This window comes from Bacillus sp. P4_D3 (genome assembly GCF_056401855.1).
Window position 1 is genome coordinate 1 of sequence record NZ_JBFUIN010000317.1, and the last position, 3,757, is coordinate 3,757.

At 31.4% G+C, this 3,757-nt stretch carries 6 protein-coding genes and 1 pseudogene; 2 read left to right on the forward strand and 5 right to left on the reverse strand.

Annotated features, from left to right (window positions below; translation table 11 throughout):
• From AC1DTM_RS20160 to AC1DTM_RS20170, 3 genes and pseudogenes are all read right to left on the reverse strand, one after another.
• Positions 1-174: pseudogene (locus tag AC1DTM_RS20160) on the reverse strand (carbohydrate ABC transporter permease); the annotation flags it as partial.
• Between the two features lie 10 nt (positions 175-184).
• Entirely contained in the window at positions 185-1,051 is an 867-nt protein-coding gene (locus AC1DTM_RS20165) for a carbohydrate ABC transporter permease (RefSeq protein WP_002200097.1), read from the reverse strand.
• A gap of 164 nt (positions 1,052-1,215) precedes the next feature.
• On the reverse strand, positions 1,216-2,004 hold the full coding sequence (locus AC1DTM_RS20170; RefSeq protein ID WP_477000728.1) for a DeoR/GlpR family DNA-binding transcription regulator: 789 nt from the start codon (positions 2,002-2,004) through the stop codon (positions 1,216-1,218).
• A gap of 341 nt (positions 2,005-2,345) precedes the next feature.
• On the opposite strand from AC1DTM_RS20170, the gene AC1DTM_RS20175 reads away from it, so the two are divergent.
• A complete protein-coding gene (locus AC1DTM_RS20175) occupies positions 2,346-2,828 on the forward strand; it encodes a DUF2975 domain-containing protein (RefSeq protein ID WP_016105207.1) in 483 nt (160 codons plus the stop codon).
• 10 nt (positions 2,829-2,838) lie between these two features.
• Positions 2,839-3,054 carry a helix-turn-helix domain-containing protein gene (locus AC1DTM_RS20180; protein WP_000974613.1) on the forward strand — a complete coding sequence of 72 codons (216 nt, stop codon included), beginning with the start codon at positions 2,839-2,841 and terminating at the stop codon, positions 3,052-3,054.
• Between the two features lie 40 nt (positions 3,055-3,094).
• On the opposite strand, the gene AC1DTM_RS20185 is transcribed toward AC1DTM_RS20180, so the two are convergent.
• Together AC1DTM_RS20185 and AC1DTM_RS20190 are read right to left on the reverse strand one after the other, a co-directional pair.
• Positions 3,095-3,406: a hypothetical protein gene (locus AC1DTM_RS20185; protein ID WP_016105208.1), complete on the reverse strand. Its 312-nt coding sequence runs from the start codon at positions 3,404-3,406 to the stop codon at positions 3,095-3,097.
• 109 nt (positions 3,407-3,515) lie between these two features.
• Positions 3,516-3,757: DUF3887 domain-containing protein (locus AC1DTM_RS20190; protein WP_477000729.1), on the reverse strand; the 242-nt coding region annotated here is incomplete at its 5' end.

The window sequence follows — 3,757 nt, forward strand, 5'->3', positions numbered from 1 at the left end:
ATCTAATACTTGCTGATAATTTTCCCAGTGAAATTCTTTAGGCCAAAAACCTCCTTGTAATACTTCACTAGATGTTTTAAACGAACCAAGCACCATCCATATGAATGGAAAAATAAATAGTATACTTGATAACGCTAGAAAGAGATGCTTTACGATTAATGGACCTTTTTTCATATTATTCACCTTAATAGTTCACCCACTTGTCACCTATTATTTTGTTTATAACAGATAGTAGTATTGTAATGATTAGTATGATAAATGCGATTGCTGTTGCAGATCCCATATCAAATTGTTCAAACCCTTGTTGGAAGAATAAATAAAGTAACGTACGCGTCGAACCACTAGGTCCACCTTGTGTTAAAATTTTTATTTGATCGTAAGCCTGCACTGAAGAAATTGTATTGACAACAACTAAGAAGAAAGTTGTTGATGAAACCATTGGCAGTGTTACATATCGAAATTTCTGCCATGAATTTGCTCCATCAATACTAGCTGCTTCATATAAACTATCTGGAACTTTTTCTAATGCGCCGATATAGAAGATCATCGTCCAACCAACTAATTTCCAAACTGTCACAATAATGACTGCTAACATCGCTGTTTGACTACTTTGAAGCCAGTCCAAACCTGGTATCCCAAAAAAGTTTAGAACTTTATTAATAACTCCAAATTGAGGTTCATATAAAAGTGACCACACAATGGATACAGCTATTGTTGGCGTTACCCAAGGTGAAAAGATCATTAATTGGTACAATGCAGAACCTTTGAATTTTTTTCGGAAGAATAATGCGAAACCTAAGCCCAATGCAATCGTTGGAATGACTGTTCCAATTCCGAAATAAAACGTATTTAGCAATGCTTGCATAAAAGAATCTTGTGTAAATAAATTGAAATAGTTTTCTAAACCAACAAAGTTAAAATCATTCGTCATAAAATCCCAATCAGTAAAACTAATACCTAAGCTAATGAAATTCGGAATAATCCAAAACAATATTAGAGGTATTCCAACTGGTATTAAAAAGAACACAGCTTTTGATAGTTTTATTTGCATTCTTGCCACCTCCTAATTCATATTGTACGAGTATATTATTAACACAATGTTGTTAATTTGTTAACTAATTGTAAAAACAACAAATAAACAGAATAAAACAACATATAAACAATAAAAGAAGACTATTTCTCAACTTACTAAGAAATAGTCTTCTTTTTGTTTTTCTATACTGTTATTACTTCTACCCCATTACTTGTTAACACATTGTGCCACGCCTCATCGAGCTTAGCGTTTGTATATAATGCATCGATGTCACTGAAATTCCCGCTTTTATAKAACTTTGTTAAATTAAACTTTGACTCATCAGCCATCATGACAACTTGTTTTGCATTATTCTTTAATTGCTTATATATTTGTGCATCTTCAATATACGAACATGTTAGTTCTTTTTCTAAAGAAATTCCATCACAAGAAGCAAATAACTTATTAACCGTGAAATGGTCAAGATAGTTTAACGTCATTTCTCCAGACAATGCTAATGAATTTGTATTCAATATTCCTCCAATGACTATTAACCTGCAATCAAAGGAATCATATTGTTCTTTAAGCTCAATAATTTTATTAACAGCTGGTATCGAGTTTGTTAAAATCGTCAAATTCTTTTTATCGTGTATGTAATCTAAAATTTGCATTGTGGTTGTCCCAATTTCAATTGCGATAATATCATTATCTTCTACGAGTTTACTTGCTTCCATTGCAATTTTTCGTTTTTCTTCAATATTCTCAGCTCGGCGCCTATCAAAATAAAATTCTAGTGTTTGATCTTTTTTCTTAATTGCACCACCATGTATTTTCGTAAGCTGCCCTTCCTTGTGCAACATATCTAAATCTCTTCGTATCGTTTCTGTTGTAACATTTAGTACCTTCGCTAAATCATTTACCATAACTCGGTTGTACTTTTCTAACTCATCTAGTATGTGTTTTCTACGTTCAAATTGCGTGTACGATTTCATTTCATTAACACCTCTTCAAATTACGAAAAATATTGATTTTCTAAAAACTCTTATTATACGTTACTTTTAACATAACATCATTTACAGAAAGAAGGAACGATTATCTGTACTATATTTCGTCAAAGGAACAATGGTATATATCACCATATTCACCATACTTTTTTATTACAAGAAGTCTATTTGTTTGGCACCCTTTTTTATAAAGAGCAGTACTTTTTATTTTCATCTGAAATTCAAATTTACTTAACAATAAAAACACGATTATAATAAATAAAAATTTATTGTTAAACGATAAATTTCATGTTAGATTAAATAGATAATTAATAAATGAGGTGCTTTATATGAAACAAAGATCAACACTCTTTTTAAAGACAGCTATTATTCTGATTGGAATCCCTGTTCTTGCTTTGTGTATATTTTTAGTTCCTAACATAGGGAATTATGCAGCGGAATTGTATCCCGATATTGCATATATAAAATATCTTATTTTAATCAATCTGTATGCAACAGTGCTACCTTTTTATTTCGCTCTGTATCAAGCTTTTAAACTTGTAAGCTTCATTGACAAGGGTAACGCTTTCTCGAAATTATCTGTTAGAGCTTTAAAAAAGATAAAAAACTGTGCAGTAACAATCAGTATTTTATATGTGGTAGGTATGCCACTCTTCTATCTTGTGGCGGAAAGAGATGATGCACCTGGTATTATTATACTTGGCATGCTCCTAATCTTCGCTTCAATGGTTATCGCAGTCTTTGCTGCCGTTCTCCAAAGACTTCTAAAAGATGCGATAGATATAAAATCAGAAAATGATTTAACGGTCTGAGGTGAATAACATGGCAATAATAATTAATATTGATGTAATGCTAGCGAAAAGAAAAATGAGCGTAACTGAACTTTCAGAGAAGGTTGGAATTACAATGGCTAACCTTTCTATATTAAAAAATGGAAAAGCAAAAGCAATTAGAATTTCAACTTTAGATGCTATTTGTAAAGCATTAGAATGCCAACCTGGGGATATTTTAGAATATCAACCTGAAGATACCGAATAAAAAGAGTCCTTCTTATATGAAGGACTCTTTTTATTGCTCATTACGGCGCAAAATTTATTTGGCCAGTAAACAATAAGGTAATCGCGATAATCCAAAAAATAAAGAACGATGAGGAAAGTATTAATGAGATAATTGCAATTGCCTTCTTCTCTGTTTGTTTCGTGATTCCAATTGTTGAAAGTATAATACCTACGCCTGTCAGAGCAATTGTAATATAATCTCCCACTATATTACCCGCATTCGCTATTCTCGTCGGCGTTATAAAAACGAATAAAAAACACATAATTCCGATGAGTAAAGATACATAGCTTATTATGCTGTACTTCTTTTTGGAAACTATTTCTGTTTTCATAATTACCCACCCCTTCTATATAGCTATGAGTTCATATTAGCATGAATAACCATAATTTGGTTAAAATAACAAAAACAGATAAAGCGGACACTTCCACTTTATCTGTTTTTTATTTAATATATAAACCTGCTATTTCTTCTTTATCATTATAAGTTACGATAAAGGTACGTTGTTCTTTACTATATTTCGCTACAAGAACAACTGTATATAAACCATCTTTTTCTTCAATCGACTTTTTTTCAATCTTTTCGAATGTACCAGCTTTTTCAATTACAGGAGTAAGATCTTTCATTTTCTCCTCTGATAATGCAGTTTTCATCTTGCTATCAAATTTTTCATGCACTTCTTTAT